This is a genomic window from Rhizobium sp. C104 (genome assembly GCF_022354505.1).
Classification (GTDB): Bacteria; Pseudomonadota; Alphaproteobacteria; order Rhizobiales; family Rhizobiaceae; genus Rhizobium; species Rhizobium redzepovicii.
Window position 1 is genome coordinate 64,590 of the sequence record NZ_CP092350.1, and the last position, 21,928, is coordinate 86,517.

16 protein-coding genes and 1 pseudogene are annotated in these 21,928 nt (G+C 60.0%); 5 read left to right on the forward strand and 12 right to left on the reverse strand.

Annotated elements, in window-relative coordinates; genetic code table 11:
- Positions 1 to 268: 268 nt before the first annotated feature.
- From MF410_RS24755 to MF410_RS24795, 9 genes and pseudogenes are all read right to left on the reverse strand, one after another.
- Positions 269 to 472, reverse strand: coding sequence for a cold-shock protein (locus tag MF410_RS24755; protein ID WP_097625529.1), 204 nt, complete (start codon positions 470 to 472; stop codon positions 269 to 271).
- Positions 473 to 803: 331 nt separating this feature from the next.
- Positions 804 to 2,905: pseudogene (locus MF410_RS24760) on the reverse strand (beta-galactosidase).
- Positions 2,906 to 3,013: 108 nt separating this feature from the next.
- A complete protein-coding gene (locus MF410_RS24765; RefSeq protein ID WP_097625527.1) occupies positions 3,014 to 3,889 on the reverse strand; it encodes a 2-hydroxy-3-oxopropionate reductase in 876 nt (291 codons plus the stop codon).
- A 7-nt stretch (positions 3,890 to 3,896) separates the two neighbouring features.
- The gene (gene otnI / locus MF410_RS24770; protein WP_097625526.1) at positions 3,897 to 4,676 is read right to left on the reverse strand and encodes a 2-oxo-tetronate isomerase; all 780 of its coding nucleotides are present in this window, start codon (positions 4,674 to 4,676) and stop codon (positions 3,897 to 3,899) included.
- A 10-nt stretch (positions 4,677 to 4,686) separates the two neighbouring features.
- Positions 4,687 to 6,396, reverse strand: coding sequence for an ABC transporter ATP-binding protein (locus MF410_RS24775; RefSeq protein WP_097625525.1), 1,710 nt, complete (start codon positions 6,394 to 6,396; stop codon positions 4,687 to 4,689).
- 10 nt (positions 6,397 to 6,406) lie between these two features.
- Positions 6,407 to 7,594, reverse strand: a complete 1,188-nt coding sequence (locus MF410_RS24780) for an ABC transporter permease (RefSeq protein ID WP_239620579.1) — start codon at positions 7,592 to 7,594, stop codon at positions 6,407 to 6,409.
- A 10-nt stretch (positions 7,595 to 7,604) separates the two neighbouring features.
- A complete protein-coding gene (locus tag MF410_RS24785; RefSeq protein WP_097625523.1) occupies positions 7,605 to 8,591 on the reverse strand; it encodes an ABC transporter permease in 987 nt (328 codons plus the stop codon).
- 106 nt (positions 8,592 to 8,697) lie between these two features.
- Entirely contained in the window at positions 8,698 to 10,806 is a 2,109-nt protein-coding gene (locus tag MF410_RS24790; protein ID WP_222135160.1) for an alpha-amylase family protein, read from the reverse strand.
- Positions 10,807 to 10,890: 84 nt separating this feature from the next.
- A complete protein-coding gene (locus MF410_RS24795) occupies positions 10,891 to 12,816 on the reverse strand; it encodes an ABC transporter substrate-binding protein (protein WP_097625522.1) in 1,926 nt (641 codons plus the stop codon).
- 181 nt (positions 12,817 to 12,997) lie between these two features.
- Here MF410_RS24795 and MF410_RS24800 point away from each other — a divergent pair, with 181 nt between their 5' ends.
- The 3 genes from MF410_RS24800 to MF410_RS24810 all read left to right on the forward strand — a co-directional run bounded on the left by MF410_RS24800 (position 12,998) and on the right by MF410_RS24810 (position 16,902).
- Positions 12,998 to 14,026, forward strand: a complete 1,029-nt coding sequence (locus tag MF410_RS24800; RefSeq protein ID WP_239620580.1) for a LacI family DNA-binding transcriptional regulator — start codon at positions 12,998 to 13,000, stop codon at positions 14,024 to 14,026.
- Positions 14,027 to 14,471: 445 nt separating this feature from the next.
- Positions 14,472 to 16,433 carry an elongation factor G gene (locus MF410_RS24805; RefSeq protein WP_097625520.1) on the forward strand — a complete coding sequence of 654 codons (1,962 nt, stop codon included), beginning with the start codon at positions 14,472 to 14,474 and terminating at the stop codon, positions 16,431 to 16,433.
- Between the two features lie 115 nt (positions 16,434 to 16,548).
- Entirely contained in the window at positions 16,549 to 16,902 is a 354-nt protein-coding gene (locus MF410_RS24810) for a hypothetical protein (RefSeq protein WP_343298446.1), read from the forward strand.
- Positions 16,903 to 17,161: 259 nt separating this feature from the next.
- On the opposite strand, the gene MF410_RS24815 is transcribed toward MF410_RS24810, so the two are convergent.
- The 3 genes from MF410_RS24815 to MF410_RS24825 all read right to left on the reverse strand — a co-directional run bounded on the left by MF410_RS24815 (position 17,162) and on the right by MF410_RS24825 (position 18,668).
- Positions 17,162 to 17,776, reverse strand: coding sequence for a general stress protein (locus MF410_RS24815; RefSeq protein WP_131711534.1), 615 nt, complete (start codon positions 17,774 to 17,776; stop codon positions 17,162 to 17,164).
- 38 nt (positions 17,777 to 17,814) lie between these two features.
- The gene (locus MF410_RS24820) at positions 17,815 to 18,132 is read right to left on the reverse strand and encodes a hypothetical protein (RefSeq protein WP_097625519.1); all 318 of its coding nucleotides are present in this window, start codon (positions 18,130 to 18,132) and stop codon (positions 17,815 to 17,817) included.
- A 308-nt stretch (positions 18,133 to 18,440) separates the two neighbouring features.
- Positions 18,441 to 18,668, reverse strand: coding sequence for a hypothetical protein (locus MF410_RS24825; protein ID WP_097625518.1), 228 nt, complete (start codon positions 18,666 to 18,668; stop codon positions 18,441 to 18,443).
- 782 nt (positions 18,669 to 19,450) lie between these two features.
- On the opposite strand from MF410_RS24825, the gene MF410_RS24830 reads away from it, so the two are divergent.
- Complete coding sequence (locus tag MF410_RS24830) at positions 19,451 to 21,568, forward strand: carboxy terminal-processing peptidase (protein WP_239620584.1); 2,118 nt, start codon at positions 19,451 to 19,453, stop codon at positions 21,566 to 21,568.
- A gap of 68 nt (positions 21,569 to 21,636) precedes the next feature.
- Entirely contained in the window at positions 21,637 to 21,864 is a 228-nt protein-coding gene (locus MF410_RS24835; protein WP_239620586.1) for a DUF1778 domain-containing protein, read from the forward strand.
- Positions 21,865 to 21,928 lie beyond the last annotated feature (64 nt).

Here is a 21,928-nt window from a genome sequence, read left to right on the forward strand (position 1 = left end):
AGTTCGCGCAGGATCATGCTGATCGGAAGAACCCTGTGAACATTGGAGTTCCACGAAAGGTCCGGAGCATTCGAGCCGTTCCGAGACAGTCGCACCGACTGCACCTCGCAGCAATGCTTCGAACTCAGCCACCCCGCCTAGGGCGGCAACTTCCTGAGCTTGAAAGGTGATACCCAGCCTTCCAAGCAGCGCTTCCTTGAGCTTGCCACGCCCGGATCAGCGGTCCTGGTGTTTTGCTCTGAAATAGAGCTAATTAGCTGTCTGGTGATCAGAGTACGGATACGTTTTCTGCCTTCGACTTTCCGGTCTTTCGATCCTGGCCCAACTCGTAGCTTACCTTGTCACCTTCTCTGAGCGAGCCGCCGCGCTGCAATGCTGACAGGTGAACGAAGACGTCCGTTCCGCCATTCTCAGGCGTGATGAAGCCAAATCCCTTGTTATCGTTGAAAAATTTGACTGTACCGGTAGGCATGACACCTCCTCTTTCGCTTCAACTGGTTGGGGCAAATCTATAGCCCTCACGGCTTTCGATCAACGCTCAAACGCTCCCCGTGTCACTGAGATAAACCTCACCGAGCCGACTTTAGTCAAATCGATGTGAGACGGGAGGGCCTGCGGTTCGTGTCCTTTCAACTGCATACGATTGTGAAATAGCGGCGTCGACGGTTCGAGTCCCTTCAACTGCGAGAAAGAGCCATTTGCAATGCGTCAAACTACCGGAACGGCGGCGTTGAGAGGGACCCGACGAGTGCTGGATCACTGCCTGCATCCGTCCGGCCCAGTTCAATATCGTTCACTGCTGACTACGATAGCGGCAGGATCAGCACGTCTCGCGCCGGCACTTCGAGCCGGTCTGCATCATAAGCAAATTCAGGCGGCCAGGCGGCCTTCGCGCCCAAGAGCTTTCCTTCAGCGAGGCTGACTGATGTTGTCTGGTTCTTGCGTGTCGGGTTGACCAGCCATAGGAAGCTTGCGCTCTCCCCCTGTGGATGCGAGCAAAGATCGCTTCATTCGATAAGGTTACGTGCCGCGTCCTGGCGCTCCAGGCCACAAGCCCGGCAAAAAAAGCGGCATTGGACCTACCGTCCGTGCGATAGAAGGCGACAGAGGGATTGGTTCCGATAAGCAAGGTGCGGCCCTTGCCAAAGCGACTTTCGACGACTGCAAGGCGCCCATCGTCGAAATAGCCGCGCCCCGTGCCGCTTGTGAGGCGGTAAGATTGCAGCAGACCTCCGCCATCGACGGCTATGTCGCCGACCTTGAAACGGATACGGTCGCCGATGTCGGGCATGAATTCAACGTCTTCCTCGCGCACTCCGAAGACCTCATCGAGCCCCAGGTTAGGCTGCACCTGGCCGACATGACCACGGTCGCCGAAGTAGCCGGGGCAGGCTTCGGAAATGAGCGTGCCGCCTTTCTCCACCCAGGTTTTCAGGCGTGCCGCCTGTTCGGCGGTGAACATGATCGGGTAAGGGAAATAGAGAAGGTCATAGGAGTCAATATCGTCGATGTGGACCCAATCCGGTTGCAGACCCTGTTCGAGGAAGGCGCGGTAAGCGCCCCACATGGCTTCGGGATAGGGCTTTTCCTTGCGGTCATAGTTCAACAGGTAATCCCATTCCTGCGTTTCGCGGACGACGAGGATGCCCACCTCGCCACGCACCGGCTTGGCTTCCCAAAGCACTGCCTGCGCCGGATCGTTCGCCCATTTCGCCATTACACTCTGCATGTCCGAACGTGGCGTGCGGCTACCGTCCATGCCATAGGCGCCGAAGGCGCCGAAGAGCGGTCCGTCGAGCAGCGGACGCCAGCGCAAGTTCAGCACGCCGCGCGCGCCGCCGGCAAAGGAAGTCATACTCCAGATGCGGATGTCCTCGGGCTCGGCGACGCGGCCGTCCTCCTTGTCCCGGCCGATCACCTGCGGCTGCAGCCAGAGCGGACCGCCCTGACGCTCCGCATGCCAGAACGGTTTGCCGCGGGCGGCGGCTCGGTTGATGTCGACCCCGTACCAAGTCTTCCACGGCTCGGTACCCTTGCGGGCCTGGATCCAGGTGAAACCGTAGATTTCGACCTTGGAAGCGGCGAGCCAGTCGTCGCAGCCATTGGCGACCATGTTCGGGATCGAGCCGGAAATGCCGTGGGCGGCAATCACGTTCTTCTGGTCGACCGCGCGGATCGTATCGATGCGCCATTGCATCTGATTATAGAAATTGTCACGCTTGAACTGCAGCCAGTCGATGCATTCCGGATAGGGCGCCATGTGGACCGGCGGCTCGACATCCTCCCATTCGGCATAGCTGTAGCGGTGCCAGGCTTTGGCGAGAACTTTCAAGCTGCCGTATTTCTTCTCCAGCCATCTGCGGAAGGCGGCTTTGGCATAGCTGCTGTAATCGACGTCGGCGGAATAGTTGCACTCATTCCAGACGTCGTAGCCATAGATCGCCGGATGGTCCTTGTAACGGGTGGCAAGCGCGGTCAAAAAATTGCCGGCCGCTTCCTTCACTTCCGGGCAATTCAGCGTCAGCGCACCGGCGCCGCCGCCATTGTTGGAAAAGCCGCCAGTTGCCGCCGATACACCCATGGAGGAGCCGAGCTTGGTGCCGTCGGAATTGACCTGCAGCGCATCGGCATATTTGCGGATGGCCCAATCCGGCACCGCATGAATGAGCTCAGCGATTATCGTCTTGATGCCGTTTTGGGCGGCAAGATCGAGCTGGCGGTCATATTCTTCCCAGTCGTAGACGCCGGGGGCGACTTCGATGGCGCTCCACATGAACCAGTGGCGGAAGATGTTCAGGCCGTCTTCGCCAGCGGTGGTGTAGTCGCGTTCCCAGTCGTCGCGCGGCGGATTGGACTTGCGGAAATAGACGGCGCCATAAGGGAATTGGATATCGTTTCTGAGCATTGTCCTGTCCTTCTCTATCGATGTCCGGACATGGCTTCGCCATCCGGAAAAAAGGCTCCGGTGGAAGGCAATCGAAGATGTCGTCCGGGGGTTCTAGGTGGTCTTGATCTAGCGCGGCCCTCCGGCGAGGAGCTCGAGCGTGCGGATAAGGGCGGAATGGTCGCGTTCGCCGTCGCCATTGGCAACAGCGGCATTCATGAGTTGCTGTGTGGCAGCCGTGTTCGGCAAGGACAGATCAAGAGCGCGGGCAGCATCGACGGCCAGCGTCATGTCCTTGCGATGCAATCGGATACGGAAGCCGGGGTCGAAGGTCTCCTTGACCATGCGCTCGCCGTGCACTTCGAGAATGCGCGAGGCGGCAAATCCGCCCATCAAGGCTGCGCGCACCTTGGCCGGATCGGCGCCGGCGCGTTTGGCAAAGAGCAGCGCTTCGGAGACGGCTTCGATCGTCAGCCCGACGATGATCTGGTTGGCGAGCTTGGCGGTCTGGCCATCGCCGACGCCGCCGACCAGCGTGATATTCTTGCCCATCTTTTCGAAGAGTGGCCTGGCTTGCTCGAAAGCCTCATCCTTGCCGCCGGCCATGATCGTCAGCGAAGCGGCCTTGGCGCCGACTTCGCCGCCGGAGACCGGAGCATCGATATAGTCGCAGCCGAGCGCTTCGATGCGCCTGGCAAAGTCCTTGGTGGCGACGGGCGAGATCGAACTCATGTCGATGACGAGCTTGCCCGAGGAAAGGCCAGAGGTCATTCCATTCTCACCGAAGAGCACGGCTTCGACGTCAGGCGTATCCGGCAGCATCAGAATGGTGATGTCGGAGGCCTCGGCAACAGCCTTGGCAGTGTGGACAGCCCTGCCGCCCTTGGTGACGAGGTGCTGGGAGGGGGCCTTCACACGGCTCAGATGCAGCGTGTGGCCGGCATCGATCAGGTGCTCCGCCATCGGGCGGCCCATGACGCCCAGTCCGATAAAACCGATATTCATGTGTCGCTCACTTCCGATAGGGTTTCATCCAGCCAAGGCCTTCGCTGGTGCCAGCCTTCGGCTTGTATTCGCAGCCGACCCAGCCGTCGTAGCCGAGGCGGTCGAGTTCGGAGAGGACGAAGCCGTAATTGATCTCACCCGTGCCAGGTTCGTTGCGGCCGGGATTGTCGGCAATCTGCACATGGGCAATCCTATCCTTCAGCCGGATGAAGGTCGGGATCAGGTCGCCCTGCATGATCTGCATGTGGTAGAAATCATACTGGATGTACAAATTGTCGGATGCGACCTTTTCGAGGATGCGCTCAGCGTGATTGGTCGTCGACAAGAAGAAGCCCGGGATGTCGCGCAGGTTGATCGGCTCGATCAAGAGCTTCACGCCGGCATCGGCGGTGCGCTGAACGGCATATTTCAGGTTTTCGACGAGAACCGTTTCCAGCGTTTCGAGATCGGCACCTTTCGGAACGAGGCCGGAGATGACGTTGACCTGCGGGCAGGCGAGCGCCTTGGCGTAATCGAGGGCTAGCGAGATGCCGGCGCGGAACTCCTCGATACGATCCGGCAGGCACGCAATGCCACGTTCGCCGCCGGCCCAGTCACCGGAGGGCACGTTGAAGAGCGCCTGCTTCAAGCGGTTTGCCTTCAGCGCATCGGCGACCTTTTCTTTTGGCTCGGTATAGGGGCCGAGATATTCGAGCGCGCCGAAGCCGTCCTTTGCCGCGGCGGCGAAACGATCGAGGAAGGCTATGTCCTGGTAGAGGAGGGAAAGGTTGGCGGAAAATTTCGGCACTGGAACGTCCTCAGGCATTGGCGGGAGCGATGAAGCGATGCCGGTGAAGCATGCGTTTGTCGCGTGGGTCGGGATTGGGAACGGCTGAAATGAGGCTCTTCGTATAGGCTTCCTGCGGTGCAGTGCAGATCTGCTCGGCCTCGCCGAGTTCGACGATCTTGCCGCGATGCATCACGGCCACGCGATCGCAGAAGTAGCGTACCACCGAAATGTCGTGAGAAATGAAGATGAAGCTGAGGTTCAGCCGCTGGCGGATATCGAGCAGCAGGTCGAGGATCTGGCTGCGGATCGAAACGTCAAGGGCCGAAGTCGCTTCATCGGCGATGATGATGCGCGGGTCGAGTGCAAGGGCGCGAGCAATGCCGATGCGCTGGCGCTGGCCGCCCGAGAATGCGTGCGGATAGCGCTCCATGCCCATCGGATCGAGGCCGACGAGGCGCATCAGCTCGACGACACGGTCCTCCAGCGCCTTGCCCTTGGCGAGGCCGTTGACGAGCAGTGGATCGCCGATCACTTCCTTGACGGTCATGCGCGGGTTGAGCGATGCGAAGGGGTCCTGGAAGACGAGACGGACTTCGCGGTGGAAGTTGCGCAGCTCCTTCTTGCCGAGCTTGGTAACATCGGTCTCGCCGCCATCCTTCCCGCGGTAGAGGATCGTGCCGGTCGTCGGCTCGACGGTGCGCAGGATCAGGCGGCCGAGTGTCGTCTTGCCGGAACCGCTCTCTCCGACAATGCCGAGGTTCTCGCCGGGATAGAGGTCGAAATTGGCGTCGTCGACGGCGCGTAGCGTGTTGGCATTGCCGTGCCAGCCGAAGGTCTTGCTGAGATTGCGCACAGACAGGATCGGTTGCGGTGCCTGCGAAGACAAGGCGATTGCCGGGAGTCTGCCTTCGACATGATGTGTCAGCTTCACGGTCGAGGCCAGCAGCTGGCGTGTGTAGGGATGGGTCGCGGCATGATAGATGGCATCGACCGGACCGCGCTCGACGATGTGGCCGAAGCGCATGACGGCGACATCATCTGCCACTTCGGCGACCACGCCCATATCATGGGTGATGAGCAGCATCGCCATGCCGCGATCGACCTGCAGGCGCTTGATGAGGTCGAGGATTTCGGCCTGTGTCGTTACGTCGAGTGCGGTGGTCGGCTCGTCGGCGATCAGGATATCGGGACTGCCGGCAAGAGCCATGGCGATCATGGCGCGCTGGCGCATGCCGCCCGAGAATTCGAAGGTGTAGCGGTCGGCCATCTTGTCGGGGTTCGGGATTTCGACCTGGCGCAACAGCTCGACCATGCGGGCACGTGCCGCCCTCCCGTCGAGACTGCTGTGCAGGCGGATAGCCTCGACGATCTGCGAGCCGATCGTATGGACCGGCGAGAGCGAACTCATCGGCTCCTGGAAGATGAGGCCGATGCGCCGGCCGCGGATCTCCCTCATGGCTCGGCTGCCGGGTCCGAGGGTGGCGATGTCGGTGATCTCGCTGCCGTTGTGCAGGAGGATGCGGCCACCGACGATGGTGCCGGGTCTGTCGACGATCTGCAGCAACGAGCGGGCGGTCACACTCTTGCCCGAGCCGCTTTCGCCGACGAGGCAGAGCGTCTGCCCACGCTTCAGCTCGAAACTAACATTCTCGACGGCATGCAGGATATGCGTGCGCAGCCGGAAATTGACGGAGAGATTTTCAACCGAGAGGACGACATCTTCTGGAAGATCGGTCATGGCTTCCTCCTCAATTGTCATAGGGATCGGCCGCGTCGCGCAGGCCGTCGCCGAAGAAGTTGAAGGACAGGACGGCAACGACTACCGCCAGAGACGGCCAGATCAGCAGCCAGGACGCGGTTGCGACCGTGCGGATATTCTGGGCGTCCTGCAGCAGCACGCCCCAGCTGACAACAGGCGGCTTGAGGCCGATGCCGAGGAAGGAGAGCGAGGTTTCCGCCACGATCATCGTCGGCACGGCGAGCGTGACGACAGCCAGGATATGGCTCGTCAGGGACGGCAGGATATGGCGGAAGATCAGCCGCGCCTCGCTTGAGCCGTCAAGCTTTGCGGCAGTAACGAAATCCTCTCCACGCAGCGCCAGAAAGCGGCCGCGCACTTCGCGGGCAAGACTAGTCCAGCCAAGCAGAGAGACGATGATGGTGATGACGAAATAGACGTTGACCGGCGACCATGTGAGCGGGATGGCCGCGGCAAGGCCGAGCCACAGCGGGATGGTCGGCATGGCGCTGACGACTTCGATGACGCGCTGGATCAGCGTATCCACCCAGCCGCCGTAGAAGCCGGAGATAGAGCCAAGCACGACGCCGAGGACGAGCGACATGGCGACGCCGACGAGGCCGATCGACATCGAAATGCGGGTGCCGTAGATCAGCCGCGTGAGAACGTCGCGGCCGAGGCGATCGGCGCCGAGCAGGTACATGGGATCATTAGGGTTGATCGGGCCAATGAAATGCCGGTTCATCGGGACCAGACCCCAGAGATCATAGGCCGCGCCTTTGACGAAGAAGCCGATCGGCACGACCTTGGTATCATCGACGACGAAGGTGCGCCTCAACGCAACCTTTTCGATCTCCACCTTGTAACCTTTGACATGGAAATTGAATTCCGAGCTGCCATCCGGTTTGTTGACAAAGAAGCTGAGGCCTTGCGGCGGCGCGTAGGTATATTGCGGCTTGGAGGTCGCGGGCAGGGAAGGCGCCAGGAATTCGGCAAAGAGACCGATGAGATAGAGCAGCAGGATGATCACGCCGGCGACCATCGCCACCTTCTGGCGGATCAGCTTGCCGGCGACCAGCCGCCAGGGACCGATGGCTGCGGTCGAAACGTTTTTGCCCTGTTTCAGCGGGCTGATCGAGGGACCTTCGGCAACGATGTTGAGGGGATCGCTATGGGGCGCGAATGTTTCGTGGGTCATCGGCGCCTCCTCAATTGAACCGGATGCGCGGATCGAGCAGCCCAAGCAGCAAGTCCGACAGGAGCATGCCGACGAGGGTCAAAGCCGAGAGCAGCAGGATGAAGCTGCCGGCGAGGTACATGTCCTGCGAGACCAGGGCGCGAAAAAGCAGGGGACCTGCGGTCGGCAAATTCAGGACGATGGCGGTAATTGTCACGCCGGAGACGAGATGGGGTAGTACCCAGCCGATCGCCGAGACGAAGGGGTTTAGCGCTATGCGCACTGGATATTTCAGGATCACCTTATATTCCGGCAGGCCCTTGGCGCGAGCGGTGATGACATAGGGCTTGTGCAGCTCGTCCGTGAGGTTGGCGCGCAGGATGCGGATCATGGCGGCGGTGCCCGACGCGCCGATGATGATAATGGGGATCCAGAGATGGGCGAGGAAATCGCCTGCCTTGGCGAGGCTCCAGGGTGCTTCGGCAAATTCGGGGGAGTTGAGGCCGCCTACGCTCTGGCCGAGGTAGCGGTAGGCGACATACATCAAGGTCAGCGCCAGGATGAAGTTCGGTACCGCAAGGCCGATGAAACCGAAAAAGGTGAAGACGTGGTCGCTGATCGAGTGGCGGCGCACGGCCGAATAGATGCCGATCGGCAGGGCGACGATCCAGACGAAGAGCAGGCTCAGAAACGAGATGACAAGCGTCGAGCCCATGCGCGCCCAGATGAGGCCGGAGACGGGCTGGTTCCACTCGAAGGACCAGCCGAAATCACCGCGACTGACAATGCCCCAGATCCATTTGAGATACTGGATATAGAAGGGGTCGTCGAAGCCGTAGATCTCTTTCAGTCGCTCGATCTGCGCAGGATCGACGGCCTGGCCGCTGTCGCTCATCGTCGCTATCATTGAGGTCAGGTAATCACCCGGCGGCAGCTGGATGATCAGGAACGAGATCAGCGACATGCCGAACAAGGTCGGGATCATGTAGAGCACGCGCTTGAAGATATAGCCATGCATCGGAATGTTTCTCCTCCCGTTGAGAGCGCCCGGTCAGGCGCTTCCTTCGGATCTCCATCCGCTTTCGGCCCCTTCAGGCCGAAACGCTCCTCCTTGTCTCGACACCTCATTTCCAGGTGAGGTGCAGCACCTCCAGCCGCTCGATATCAGGCACTTCCACCTGTGCGCGGCCATCCTTGACACTGAAGTTTGCGGCGCGGTCGGTAACGGTGAGCCATGCCTTGGCTAGCGACTTGCCCCGAGGAATTTCCACTGAAACCGTCTGTGCCGCCAGCGGAAAATTTTGGCGGATCGGACCCTTCATCATCATCGGGTTGGTGAGGTTGAAGAGACTGACCGCGATACCTTCGGCACTGTCGCGCAGTGCCATATCGATGACGCCGGGACCTTCGACCGTGACGCGCGGGGCCTTGCCGAGCGCCCAGCTGACGGCATTGCTGATTAGCTTGCCATGGTCGACCGCGAAGACTTCCCAGAAGATCTCCCCGATATTCCAGGGGATATAGACCGTACGACCGCCCTTTCCGGTTTCGCGGGCGATGACGGCAGCACCTTCCGGCGCTTTGCGAGGATAGACCTCTTCCATCGGCAGGTCCGGGAAATCGGGCACATAGAGGAAGGGCGTTGTCGCATTGCCGGTCGGGTCGGCATGAATGAGGCGCGTGCCGCCCATGATGCGCTCGGCACCCTCATAGCCCTGATTAACAGGATGATTGCCTGACAGTGCCACATAGGTGTTCTTGACGACTCCGCGCGGGCCGGAAACGAGCTTCGCACCTAGCACATCCGAAAGGCCGAATTCGTTGCGCTTCTTGCCGAATTCATCGCGGAGTGAGGTTTCGTAGGAAGCGACGACGCTGCCGCCACGTTCGACATAGGCGCGGATCGCCTCGTTCTGCGCATCGGAAAGGCAGGAAGCGTTGGCGAGGATGATCACTTTGAAACGGTCGAGATTTTCATTGGTCAGAACCTGATCCGAGAGAAGCTCGAAGGGCAGGCGGGCTTCGACGAGCGCGTGATAGAAGCCGAGATCGTGCTTCTCGGCATTGTGCCGCTCTTCCGGCGCCCAGTGGCGAAGGGTGGTCGAAGGATCAACGACGGCGATTTCGGCGGTCGGCTGCATGCTTTCTAGGACCGGCTCGACGGCTGCCTGTAGTGCAAAGGCGTCGGCGACCGGTTCTACCCAGCGCTTGTCCGGCACGACGCCGTTGAACTTGGTGAACCAGGCATAGAGGCCATGGGCCGTGCCGTCATTGATCCAGAGCTGCATTTCCTCTCCCGAGGTGACGGCATCCTTCCAGCGGTATTCCTCCTCCGGGCCGATCGACGTGATGAGCACGACGGGGCGATCGGGGAAGGTGGCGCGGATGCGCTTGCCGTTGCGGCCGGCCGACCAGCCGAGTTCGAGGCCTTTGCGGCCTTGATGGTCGACAACGAGGAAGGGGCAATGTTTGGCGATGACCGAGAGGTCGAATTCCATCAGCGAGGCGCCGCCCATGTTCGGGATGAAGCTCGCATGCGGGCGGATCGCTTTGACCGCATCGTCCCACTGGGCAATCATGTCGGTCAGTACGCGGCGGCGCCACTGCACCCAGGCCTGCCAGGCCGGGTCTTCGGCATCCGGCTTTGTCGGCAGGTCGTGGCCGAACTTATCCTTGAAGCGGCGCGCGCTGTCTTCGCTGTAATCGACGCCATGGCCCTGCCAGCGATTTGCGAAGACGGCGTCAATATCGTATTTGCGAACGATCTCCTTGACGACCTCAGGCATGAAGGCGGTATTGTAATCGCCATAGGCATTGGTCACCCAGACATCAGGGTAAGCCCAGTGGCGGCGCGGCGTGCCATCGGCATTAATCATCACCCATTCGGGATGTGCCTTTGCGGCATCGTCGTGGATTGCGTGTGGGTCAACTCGGGCCATGACGTGCATATCGAGCTTTCGGGCGGCATCGACGAGCGCGCCGAAGATGTCCTTATCGCCCAGATATTTGCTCACATAGTGATAGGGGACCTCACTCGGATAATAGGCGATGTAGCCGCCGGCGCTGAGGCATACGGCGTTGGATTTCGTGCGTTTGAAAACGTCGACCCAGAAGGCCGGATCATATTTTTCCGGATCGTCCTCCACGAAGGTGAGCTGGGTCCACCGTGTTGCGGTCTTGAACCAGTTCGGGGTGCGCAGGGTGTCGCTATTCTGTCTTCTGGCGTCGAGCATCGTCTTCATCCAACCTCTGGGCAATGTGGGACCTTGGCGCCGGCTGGCAGACCGGCGCCTCGCATTCACGGCTGTCAAAGGCCATCAGACCTTGAAGAATTGCTCCGGCATGGTGGGAGCAGGCGTCGGCCATCCGAATGAGTTCGGCATCGTCTTCGTTATGTTCTTCATGTTGTTCTTGACAATGCCGTAGCCATCCGGGGGCAGTGAAATGCCAAAAACATAGAAGTTGTCAGCCGCACCCTGCAGGATCTGCTTCATGACCTCTTGCTGGGCGGCCGGATCGGAGGTCGATTTCAGCTTGTCATAGAGCTCAAGCTGCTTCTTGGTCTCTTCCGGCGGCTCTTCCGCATTTGCGTTGTTGCGGTCGAGATACCAAAGCTGCCATGCCGGTGCATACATAGCGTTCGAATCCGTCGGCACGTAATAGCGCGGGTCGAGCATAGCGGCGACGCCGCCATTGGCGCCAAACTGGTGCGCCGTCGCGTCGAAATCGCGGCCCTGCCGGACGCGGGTTTCCCACAGCGACCGATCCATGGTGCGCATCTGCGCGTCAATGCCGACGGCCTGGAACATCGGGATGACGAGCTGGAACAAATCGAGGAAGACGGCGCGCGCCTGATCGATCTCGAAGATCACCGTCAGGCGGCGGCCCTTCTCATCCAGACGGAAGCTCTGGTCGTCACGCTTTGGAATGAGCGTGTCGAGCATGGCATTCGCCTTGTCGACATCGTAGCTCGTGAACTGCGTGGCGAGCTGCTCGTTGTAGAGCGGATCGCCCTGCTTGATCGACGGCTGGGCGGGAGCCCCTTGTCCGACGAGCACGGCATCGATCAGCGACTGGCGATCGAGCGCCAGGGAGAGTGCCGCACGGAAGTCCTTGTTGCGGAAGAGCTTTCGCTTGGCCTCGTCATTGTGGTTCAGGTTGAAGATGAAGTTCATCACATTGGCTTCGGTCGAAGTCAGCGTGTAAAAATCATACTTGCCCTGCACGCGTGCGTCATAGAGCACCGACTTGTTGTTCGGTGTTGCGATGTACTGGTCCATCAGGTCGATCTCTCCCTGCATGGCCTTCAAGAGCAGCACTTGAGGATCTGCGACCATCTGGTAGACGATGCGGTCCATATAAGGGAGCTGGTTCCCCTCCGTATCAACCTTCCAGTAGAAGGGATTGCGCTCGGCAATGGCGCGTTCCGTATTCTCGCCTGGGGCGACGGTGAACATCCAGGCATGCAGGCAGGGCTTTTTCGAGGAGTTCAGGAAGAAAGCGTTGTCGTCCTGAAAGCCGGAGGCGGACTGGAAGGCGGCGATCCAGCTCTCGAAGCCGCGCTGCTTGGCAAGCTCGTCAGCCTTCGGATTATAGTCAATATGGAACTGCTCGAGATAATGCTTGGGACAGCGGGTCGTGTGATCGCTATTAGCCCAGGCGACCTGAAGTGGGAACATACCGTTAGGCTTCGGGAAGATAACTTTAAACGTCTGCTCGTCGACGATTTCGAGCTCTGCCGGCTTGCCTGATGTCTTCCAATGGCCCTGGCCGTTAACGGCAACGCGCTTGTCCGTGAGGATGGTGTCGTACCAGAATTTCACGTCGGCTGTGGTGTAAGGTTGTCCGTCCGACCACTTCATGCCCTTGCGCAGGCGGATGGTATATTCGGTGGAATCCGCATTGCCGTCGAAGGCCTCGGCAACGTTGAGCGTCACGCCCGACCAATCGGGCGTATAGCGCAGGAGTGGCTCGTAGGCCTGATAACGGAACAACATGGAGAGCGAGCCGCCACCGACAAGGGCCATGTTCCAGTCGCCGCCGTACTTGCCGATACTATCCACCGGCTTGATGACCAGGGGATTTTCGGGCAGTCGATCTTTCAGTGGCGGCAATGCGCCATCCGAAACCTTTTCCTTCAGGATAGTGGCTTCTTTGTAATCCGCCGCCAGCGCAGGCAGTGCGGGCAGGATCAGAACGGCCGAAGTGCCGGCCAGAAACGCACGGCGTTTCAGCTTGATCATAGGGGTGCTCCTCCAAAAATCGTCCACTCTCAGGTGATTTTTGCTTATCAAAGCGGACCGAAAAGAAGAATACAGGTGGATATCGTTAGGTAAAGTGTTATGTTTCGTTAGTACGAAAGTTGCGTTTGCCGCGTGAAATGTGGTAGCGAATGGGCTGTAGCGGCTATGGACGAGGTGGAGAGTGGGAACACGGGGGCGGGTTACCTTACAAACGATCGCGCAAGAGGTCGGCCTCTCCAAATTTGCCGTCTCCCGCTCGCTGGCAGGCAAGAGCGGCGTCAGCGAGGAAACGCGCGCGCTCATTCTCGCAACGGCCGAGCGGCTGGGATACACGCGTCCTGCCGGCCAATCGCAGTCAAACGACATTGCCGTCGTGTTCCACGATCTCGATGCCGTTAACAGCGAGCTTTACATGCAGATCCAGAACGGCGTCCAGCGCGAGGCGCACAGGCTGGGGATGGCGCTGCGCATCCGCTGGACGCATAGCGCCGGGCAACTTGAGGAATTGGCGCACGCATGCGCGGGCCTGATGCTTGTCGGTCCGCATGATCGCGAAGCAGTGGCGGCGGCAACGGCAACCGGCATACCGATCGTGCGTTTCGGATGGGTCGATCCGCTGGAAGAGGCTGATCAGATCACTGGGACCGACCATGAGGCGGGGCAGGCGGTGCTGCAATATCTGGTTGGCCTGGGCCATCGATCAATCGTCTATGTCAGCGGCACACCTGGCTTCCGCGGGCGGCGTGAGCGGTTTTATGGGGCGCGTGAGATCGCCGAGCGCCACGAGGACGTCTCCTTGCGGGTGTTGGAGTTCGACGAGCAAAACGGCTTCGGCGCGGCCTTCCGGGACCTGAAGAAGAGGGGTATTCCTCCGACGGCCTTTTTCTGCGCTCATGACGGTCTTGCGTTGACAGTCGTTTCCGAATTGCTGGGGCAGGGATACCGGATCCCCGACGATGTTTCGGTCGTCGGCTTCGGCGACTTTTCGCCGGCGACCCGAATTTCGCCGCCACTTACGACGGTGAAGATGGAAGGCCAGGAGGCCGGCGCCGTCGGCCTGCGCCTGCTTATCGAACGCATCGAAAATCCGCGGCTCTCCGGTATGCCTGCCCGGCGGGTGATGATTGCCTCACGGATCGTCGAACGCCGTTCTGCTGGTCCTTGCACAGGCTGCACCGAACCTTCCGGGGCGACGCTAAGAAGGCCCTAGCCGAGCGCGCGCTCGATACGCCCAGATAATGGCTTCGTACTGCTCCGACGGGAGGATCCTCGCGGGCGTCTATGACTCACCTTCGTTGGGCGGCCGTCACTTTCCCGCCGCCGACAAAGGACGGTAATGACCAGTTCAGCCATAATCTTTGCTTCCTCGCCCTCCGTTATTCCGCATCAGCTGGTGGTAATATTTATTCTCGGCGTTCCGCATAGGTCACGCGGTCGGCTTCGAATCCGTCATGTCTCACGCCGGGAGCCCGCGCAGAAGAGGTTGGAGAAGGAAATTCAAATTCGTCACTGCGTTCTCAGCCACTGAGTGGATCAGCCCTCAAATGTCAGTCTAGGTCAAAGCGTTATGAAACTGAACACCTCTGGCGCCTTGCAGCGGTTCAGGGCATCCTGTGGTGGCTGAAAATTGTGTCATGGCAGTTGGAGGAATGCCGATGCGCTGCTTTACCGTGCTTGGACCTTCGCAGACCGGAAAATCGACAGTCGTGGAAAAGCTCGGCTCGCTGGAGGGGACGCCGAGAAAATCCAGCTCCCCTTATGGATTGAACCTCACAGAGTTCACCTTCGGAAACGAGGCGTGGTGTGCACTGGATGCGCCAGGACCCAACGAAGCGTTGGCGCATGCGCAGCACGCGCTTCTTGCCAGCGACGCCTGCATCCTGTGCGTTTCATCGGCACCCGAGGAGGCTGTGCTCGCCGCGCCCTATCTTCGGATAATCGAAGCCTCGGGGACGCCTTGCATCCTCTTCGTCAATCGGATGGACGAACCGAGAGGGCGGTTGAGGGACGTGATCGCCGCGCTTCAAGACTACGCTAACCACACTCTTTTGCTTCGCCAGATCCCGATCCGCGAGGGGGACAGGATCGTAGGCAGTTGCGATCTGATTTCGGAACGGGCATGGCGCTACCGGGAGGGCCATACTTCGGCGCTGATCGCAATCCCCGAAAGCACCGCGGAACGCGAGCACGAAGCGCGCACCGAGCTCCTGGAACACCTGTCCGAATTTGATGACTGGCTTCTCGAGGAACTGATCGAGGACCGCGAGCCATCCAGCGACGCGCTTTATGCCATTTCATCACGGGTTCTCAGGGAAAACAGGATTATCCCGGTCCTGATCGGTGCTGCAAGTCACGGCAACGGCATGACGAGGCTGATGAAGGCGCTGCGCCACGAGGCGCCGCCTGTAGGGGTTCTTCGGCAGCGTCTCGCTCACACGGGAACTGTCGATGAAGCCAAGCTGGTGGCCGTCAGCTTTCATGCCTATCATCGCCAGAATGTCGGCAAGACCGTACTCGTTCGCGCGCTCGGCGAGGGACTGCGGCAAGGCGCATCACTGGGCGGCTCCAGCCTCGGCGCGGTACAAAATCTCGCAAACGGGCGGTCCAATTCGGCGGTTCTGCCGGCACCCGGGGATGTCTTTGCGACGGTCAAGTCCGACCACCTGCCTGTCCCTTCGCTGTTGACCTCCGGCGCGGTGGTCGCCCCGCCTGTGTGGACGGAACCACCCACGCCGATGCTTGAAAGGATCCTGGTTCCAGGCAGCGAGCGCGATGAAAACAAGCTTTCCGAAACGCTGGCGAAACTTTCCGAGGCGGATCGCGGTCTGAAAGTCTTGCAGGAGGAAGGCACCGGCGCTCAACTCGTCCGCGCCCAAGGGCCGGTGCATCTGCGTGATCTCTGCCGAACGCTGTCCGATATCTTTCACATCTCCGTGACCGACCGAACGCCCAGCCCGATCTACCGCGAGACGATCGCAAAACACTCGGAGGTTCATTACCGCCATCGCAAACAGACCGGCGGTGCCGGGCAATTCGCGGATGTGAAGTTGAGCATTCACCCCAACGAGCGCGGCCAGGGCTTCACCTTCGGGGAAACCATCAAGGGCGGTGCTGTTCCGCGCAATTACATCCCCGCTGTTGAAGCGGGCGCGCGCGAAGCGATGGAGAAAGGACCGCTGGGCTTCGAAGTCATCGATGTCGGCGTAACGCTGTTAGATGGTCAGCACCATACCGTCGACAGCTCGGAACACGCCTTCCGGACTGCGTCGAAAATGGGGGTGCGACAGGCGCTTTCGGAAGGATCCACCGTCTTGATGCAGCCGGTCTTCCGCGCGGAGTTCCACATCCCGTCGGTCTATTCGGGCAGCCTTATCCAGATCGTCGCCGCTCTCAACGGTCAGGTTCTCGGCTTCGACCGTGATGAAACGGCCAAGGGATGGGACATCTTCCGGGCGCTTGTCCCGGGCAGCGCACTTGAAGATCTGGCGCGGGCGCTGCGTTCGGCGACGCAGGGCATTGGTTATTTTTCCAAGTCCTTCGATCACTTCGAGGAGCTATACGGCAAGGAAGCGGATGCAATTGTGAGGGCAAAGGAGAAACCGGGCACCGCACGCTGAAACGTGCGCGCCACTTCATGCCCGATTACAGAGCCGGGCTCACGCCCGCCCTTAAGTCTGAAGCGTTTGCAGTTGTAGGCGCGCGCGGCGGTCGTCAGGCCTGTGGTCCGATGGTGTGCCGGTTTACGTCCATTCAAAGTTGATGATCGTAGATGATAAAGCGCTACGCGTCGGATCATCAAACTTCAACAACCGATCGATGCTGTTTGATACGAATGTGACGTTGCATTTGAGGCTGGGCAAACCGAGCAACTATCGAGCCGACTGGTCGACCTACGCAATATTCTCTTGGCGGAACACCTCGGCGTTGATCCGGATGAAGTGGCTCAGACGATTCGACGCTCGAAGTCGGTTATTGCAGCCGTCGAGTAAGACATACGCCCAACGGGGATCCACCCGGAAACGGGCCAACCCTGGTCCCCTATGGCACCCCGGCGATATCAGACCTGGAGGAATGGCTGGCGGATAACGAGATCCTCGACCCGGAAGGTCCTGAGGCGGTGATGGAGCCGATGGAACGGCGAGGCTATTCCGGGGTTCCTGACAACCCCGTTAAAAAGAAAGTCTAGATTGAGATCGCGTTAGGTTTACCTTGAAGGCGGGGTTCGCGTCGCCCCAGCTCAACAAAAGCGTCCTGTCGTAACGTGAAAAGGCGATCGAGCCGGAAACCCGCCGACGTATCGGCGGGTTGTTTAGTGCCTGGAGCGTGGAGACGCTCAAGGTGTTCCTCAGATACCCGTGCTGCGGTCATAACGACGACGTTCTTGCTCGACCTCCGCCGGCGTATAGGGATCAAGCGTAGGATCGAACGATTTCCAGCCGCCTTCTAAATAAGCGTTGCGGCGAGCGGCAACATCGACACGGGGCGACTTTGCCAGAATGTCCTCCGCCGCACTGATTAGCGTGTCGGGAACGCGAGCCGTCACCAAAGTGCCGCCGCGACGAACGCCTTCAGCGTAAACATGAGCGTCTCTCTCATCGACGCCGGCGTCCGTCAGGGCACCGATCAGACCGCCAGCAGCACCCCCGACAACCGCACCGGTTGCAGCACCCGCTAAGGTCGCTGCCAGCCAGCCTGCGGCGACCACCGGGCCGACGCCCGGAATGGCCATGATGCCAAGGCCGGTGAGGAGGCCGCCGGTGCCGCCGAGCACGGCGCCGATTCCTGCGCCTTTACCCGCATCTTCTGCGACATCATTGTCGTCGGCATCGATTTTGTGGCGGCTGTCGCTGTTGTTGGAAACGACACTGATCTCGTCGTGATCAATGCCGAGGGATCGAAGCTGGGAGACGGCGCTCTCGGCATCGGTGTAAGAGTCGAAAAGTCCTGTTACGGTTCTCATGGCAGATCTCCTTCAAGTTTCTCTAAGCGGTGCGCTGGCTACTTCGCGACGACGTTGCCCTGGTAGTCCAAACCGACCATGACGGACTTCGCACCCTTCTTGGCGCTGGCCTGCCAGATGCCCTTGTCATCGAGCTTAAGCCCCGTTACGTCGGTATAGCCGGCGTCTTCGATCCGCGACTTGGCCTGACTTTCGGTAAAGCTGTTAGCCCCCTCGACCGGAGCAGTTGGGTTTTTCTCCGCCGGCGTCGCAACGGCCGGTGTTTTCGGATCCGCCGTTGGCTTGGGCGCGGTCTGCGCAAGTGCGGATGAGGCAGCAAGCGCGGCGGCGAAGGCTGCGAAAATTAATTTGTTCATTGAGGTTCCTCCTGATTTCTTGAGGTGATGACGGGGAGGGAACTCAGTGCAGCTCTCTAGGTTCCACCGGCTAAGGAGGTCCCGGACTTTGGTCTGAGTACGAGAAGTTTCAAGAAGTTACCATTTCCTCGGCGCATGGTATGTTGATCGCGGAGGAGGCATCGGAGGGTAAGACCCATCCCTTAGCCAAAAGTGAGGACGTCACCTTTCGCAGCGCCTATAAGGAGACCCTTCGCAGTGACCTACAGCTGGTCTCTCCCAAAACATCCTGGGACTTGCCTAGCTTTTAAAAGAGCCGAACAGCCGACTTACTCGGCGGCATACCGCATCGGAATTCCGTGTGGCGGTTCGGCGATGGCGATGAATTCGAAGTCGCCCGGCATGTAGTGCTGATCCGAACCAATGACCGCGACGGTCCAATAATCCGGATCCTCACCGAAAACGGACGACACCTCCACAACGGTGATCTTGCCGTCGAAGTGTTTCCAAGAACTGGCCCAATAAAGCTGGCCCGGCACCAAACCCGCAATAGCCACAAAGAAACTCCAGACTGAGGTCGAAGAACGAAAAAGATAGAAGTGCGGAACCGAAAGGCAACAGCCTCAGCCTGCTTTCCACTAGTACTCGAACGTCCGATCCCGTTCTGATGCGCTTTTTCTCATTGCGGGTTTGTCCGCAACGGCGTCGCCACCTATCCTCCTCCAGCTGGCTCGTCGCTCGCCCCTCGGTCTGACAATATCCCGCCCCGGACTGTTGAAGAGCCGTCAGCGCGCTGAGGTTGATTTCCGAGCGGCGGCCTTGCCGGCGCTGGGCAGGTCTTGGCCACGCAGATGTATAACCCTTTTAACGGGTGCGGCTGCGCACTTGAAGATCTGACGCGGCCGCTGTGCTCGTCGACCGAGGACATTGGTTAAGACCTTCGATTACTTCGAGGAGCTACGGCAAGGAAACGGAGATTCAGTCTAATCCCGATCGACATAAATATGCGCTTATGTGGCTTGTTCCGTTCTGCCGCAGCATCATGCCGAACGCAACGGCGGGGGCAGTCGGTTCCGCCTCCCAGTTGGCCGCTATGCTGAGCCTCCTGCGGCTGCCCTTACTCCGCCCTCAGCGTGGCGAGAATTCCCGATTGCCCTTTCTCCTTCCAACAGGTCCGCTCCAGCGAGGTGATAGAAGTCAATTTCTCCCGATCGATGGCGCCCGGCCATTTCCAAACGCTTCGCGACAATGTCATTTGCCAGCTGGTTGCCAAAAAACCATGATTGCCTCACATAGATCACAGGTCGACCACAGGCATGAAGAATTGGATCAACGCTGCATGCGCATAGCTTACGTTTTTCTCGGTGCATTTCTTGCAATCGCACAGTCCGCCTCTGCTGAAGTCGCATCGCCGCCGGTTTTGGCGCCGCTGGAGCGACAGGCGGAAGCCGCTCAGTTGAGCGCGCAATTTCTCTCGCGCTATAGCTATAAGCCGGTTCCGCTCGACGATGCCTTGTCGGCGAGGGTCATGGATGGGTTCATCAAGTCGTTGGATCCGGACCGCATGCTTTTCCTGCAGGCCGATATCGACAAGTTCATGGCTGAGCGCAGCGAGATCGACGATGCGATCGAGCGGAAGGACCTGAAGATCCCGTTTGCGATCTTCAACGCCTATGAGCAGCGCGTCGTCGACCGCATGACCTATGCGCGTAGCCTGCTGAAGCAGGATTTCGATTTCAGCGGGCAGGACAATTATTCGGTGCTGCGCGAGAAAGCCCCCTGGCCGCAGTCGCAAGCAGAAAGCGATGATCTCTGGCGCAAGCGTGTCAAGAGCGACTGGCTGCGGCTGAAGCTTGGCGGCAAGGCCGATGCGGCCATTCGCGAAACGCTCGACAAACGCTATGAAAACACGCTCGAGCGCGCTTACAAATTCAAGAGCGACGACGTTTTCCAGTCGTTCATGGACGCCTATTCGAATGCGATCGATCCGCACACGGATTATTTCGGCGCGGCCGCTTCGGCCGATTTCGATGTATCGATGAAGCTTTCGCTGTTCGGCATCGGGGCGGTGCTGCAGGAGCGCGACGACTATACGACGATCCGTGAGCTGGTGCCCGGCGGGCCGGCTGAGCTTTCCGGCAAGCTTGCGGTCGGCGACCGCATCACCGGCGTCGGTCAGGGCAAGAATGGGCCGATCAAGGAAGTGGTGGGCGCGCGGCTGGATGAAGTCGTGCAGATGATCCGCGGGAAAAAGGGCTCCGTCGTGCGCCTCGACATCCTGCCGGCCGATGCCGGCGCCGATGCCACGCATCGCGTCGTCAGCCTGGTGCGCGACAAGATCAGCCTGGAAAAGCAGGCCGCCAGGAAGACCGTGCAGACCGTGAAAGTCGGCGATACCGAGCGCAAGATCGGCATCATCACCCTGCCGGTCTTCTATGAGGATTTTGAAGCCAAGGCCAAAGGCGACAAGGATTACAAAAGCGCCAGCCGCGATGTTGCCAAGCTACTCGGCGAGTTGAAGGATGAAAAGGTCGACAGCGTTCTCGTGGACCTGCGCAACAATGGCGGCGGTTCATTGGAAGAGGCGATCGATTTGACCGGCCTCTTCATCGGCAAGGGTCCGGTCGTTCAGCAGCGCCGCAGCGACGGCAAGATCGAGGTCAAAAGCTCGGATCTTGCCGAGCCTGTCTGGTCAGGCCCGATGGGTGTCTTGATCAATCGCGGCTCTGCCTCGGCCTCGGAGATTTTTGCCGCGGCCATCCAGGATTACGGCCGCGGCGTGATCGTCGGGGAGCCGAGCTTCGGTAAGGGCACGGTGCAGACGGTCGTCGATCTCGACCAGATGGTTCACAACAGCAAGCCGGAATATGGCGAGCTGAAAGTGACGATCGCCCAGTTCTTCCGGGTCAATGGCGGCACGACGCAGCTGCGCGGCGTCACCCCCGATATCAGCCTGCCGGGACTGTCTGATCCGACAAGCTTCGGCGAGACCAGCTATGACAATGCCCTGCCATGGGCGGAGATCAAGCCGGCGAAATACGCGCCCGAGGGCAATGTCACGGCCTTGCTGCCGGCCTTGCAAAGCCGCCATGATGCGCGGGTGAAGGGCGATCCGGATTTCCAGCGCCTGGTGAAAGACATTGCCGACCTGAAGGCGCAGCGCGAGAAAGGCATCGTCTCCCTGAATGAAGCCGAACGCCGCAAGGAAGCAGCGGCGCGCGAGAAGCGCTTCAAGGAGCGGGCGCAGGCGAGCGATGGCGACAACCCCGCCGGGGATGATGGCCTGGAGGCGGGCGAGCGCAGCCTGAGCGCCGATATCGCCCTCGAAAACGCCCGCAAGAACGCAAAAGACGTCCTGCTCGACGAGGCCGCCGCCATTCTTGCCGACGAGGTGGGTTTGCAGGACGGCGTCCTGAACGCAGCCACGAAACCATCGGGACAGGCGGACGGGAAATAGGCACACCGGCTGGGTGAGAGATAGCCGACAAAGCGCGTAGCGACGCCATCTTTACAGCGCTTGTAGAGATGAGCATCGTTGCGCTATGTGTCTGCTCCAGACAGGAGTTTCCCATGCCCTCCTCGCCCAGGAACAAAAGTGCGGAAGTGCTGCTTGAGCGGGCCATATTCACGGTCAGCCCCGAGATCTATGCTGAATACCTTGCCCGCCTCGACGCGCCAGCAAAGCCCAATGACCGCCTGAAACGGACCATGTCGACCAAAGCGCCGTGGGATGAGCCTACACCGCCGGGCTGAAATCCGCCGCCAGCACCGCGGCGTCCCTTCTGACGTTCGAAATCGCTAATGAAAAATCTGGTCA

Bases quoted from the DNA above. Each gene is read 5' to 3' on its own strand.
- MF410_RS24755 (WP_097625529.1), bottom strand. From the start codon at position 472: ATGCCTACCGGTACAGTCAAATTTTTCAACGATAACAAGGGATTTGGC.
- MF410_RS24765 (WP_097625527.1), bottom strand. From the start codon at position 3,889: ATGAATATCGGTTTTATCGGACTGGGCGTCATGGGCCGCCCGATGGCG.
- MF410_RS24775 (WP_097625525.1), bottom strand. From the start codon at position 6,396: ATGACCGATCTTCCAGAAGATGTCGTCCTCTCGGTTGAAAATCTCTCC.
- MF410_RS24780 (WP_239620579.1), bottom strand. From the start codon at position 7,594: ATGACCCACGAAACATTCGCGCCCCATAGCGATCCCCTCAACATCGTT.
- MF410_RS24785 (WP_097625523.1), bottom strand. From the start codon at position 8,591: ATGCATGGCTATATCTTCAAGCGCGTGCTCTACATGATCCCGACCTTG.
- MF410_RS24790 (WP_222135160.1), bottom strand. From the start codon at position 10,806: ATGCTCGACGCCAGAAGACAGAATAGCGACACCCTGCGCACCCCGAAC.
- MF410_RS24795 (WP_097625522.1), bottom strand. From the start codon at position 12,816: ATGATCAAGCTGAAACGCCGTGCGTTTCTGGCCGGCACTTCGGCCGTT.
- MF410_RS24805 (WP_097625520.1), top strand. From the start codon at position 14,472: ATGCGCTGCTTTACCGTGCTTGGACCTTCGCAGACCGGAAAATCGACA.
- MF410_RS24815 (WP_131711534.1), bottom strand. From the start codon at position 17,776: ATGAGAACCGTAACAGGACTTTTCGACTCTTACACCGATGCCGAGAGC.
- MF410_RS24820 (WP_097625519.1), bottom strand. From the start codon at position 18,132: ATGAACAAATTAATTTTCGCAGCCTTCGCCGCCGCGCTTGCTGCCTCA.
- MF410_RS24830 (WP_239620584.1), top strand. From the start codon at position 19,451: ATGCGCATAGCTTACGTTTTTCTCGGTGCATTTCTTGCAATCGCACAG.
- MF410_RS24835 (WP_239620586.1), top strand. From the start codon at position 21,637: ATGAGCATCGTTGCGCTATGTGTCTGCTCCAGACAGGAGTTTCCCATG.